The sequence below is a fragment of the Modestobacter sp. VKM Ac-2983 genome (assembly GCF_026967885.1).
Lineage (GTDB): Bacteria > Actinomycetota > Actinomycetes > Mycobacteriales > Geodermatophilaceae > Modestobacter.
On record NZ_JAPVBK010000002.1, the window covers coordinates 1,130,742 to 1,131,808 of the forward strand.

1 protein-coding gene and 1 rRNA gene are annotated in these 1,067 nt (G+C 73.6%); one reads left to right on the forward strand and one right to left on the reverse strand.

The window, feature by feature from the left end; translation table 11 throughout:
* A partial coding sequence (locus O2W18_RS11820; RefSeq protein WP_269187705.1) for a hypothetical protein occupies nucleotides 1-512 on the forward strand: 512 nt, incomplete at its 5' end.
* Between the two features lie 484 nt (nucleotides 513-996).
* Here the strand turns inward: O2W18_RS11820 and rrf are convergent.
* Nucleotides 997-1,067 (reverse strand): 5S ribosomal RNA (rrf, locus tag O2W18_RS21745); the annotation flags it as partial.

The following is a 1,067-nucleotide window of genomic DNA, read 5'->3' on the forward strand; positions in this document are numbered from 1 at the left end:
GGACGGTCACCGCTGGGACGGCGGTCCTGCCACGCGGGACGGTCACCCTGCGGACGACCTTGCCCCTGCGGACGGTCCCCACTCGGGCGGCGGTCCTGCCACGCGGGACGATCACCCTGCGGACGCCCACCACCCTGCGGACGGTCACCACCCGGACGACGGTCCTGCCAGGCCGGACGGTCACCCTGCGGACGACCACCACCCTGCGGACGGTCACCACCCGGACGACGGTCCTGCCACGCGGGACGGTCACCCTGCGGACGCCCACCACCCTGCGGACGGTCACCACCCGGACGACGGTCCTGCCAGGCCGGACGGTCACCCTGCGGACGCCCACCACCCTGCGGACGCCCACCACCCTGCGGACGGTCACCACCCGGACGACGGTCCTGCCAAGAGGGACGATCGCCCTGCGGACGCCCTCCACCCTGCGGACGGTCACCACCCGGACGGCGGTCCTGCCACGCGGGACGATCGCCCTGCGGACGTCCTTGGCCCTGCGGACGCCCTGAACCCTGCGGGCGACCGCCGCCGGACCGACCGCCGGGAGATCGCTCGCCGGCGGGACGCCGATCGCGCCACTCGCCTCCAGGACCACCGGATGCGCTCGGGCGATCGTCACGTGACGACCCGCGGCCGTTGGCGGCACCACGGCTGCCGTCGGCAGGCCGGGCTCCCCGACTGCCCTCGGTCGGGCGGGACCCGCGGTGTCCGGCGGGCCGCTGCGGGCGGCCGGCCCCACCCTGACGGGCTGCGCCGCCACTGCCGCCGGCGCTACGACCTCGATCTGACCCTGACGGTCCTCGTCGCGGAGAAGTCATGGTGTTCTACGTACCTCACTGGTGAACGGCGCACGCCCGGTGGGGGCACCTGAACGGCATCGCATCCACCCGGCTCACCGCGGTAGCGGCTGGATCCGGTCGGTCGACGAAAGCGGACAAACGCACAAAACGGGAGCCGGAGCGCAATGCTCCGACCCCCGTTTCGTGAAGTTATGTCCGGCGGCGTCCTACTCTCCCACCCGGTCCCCCGGGCAGTACCATCGGCGCTGAAAGGCTTAGCTTCCG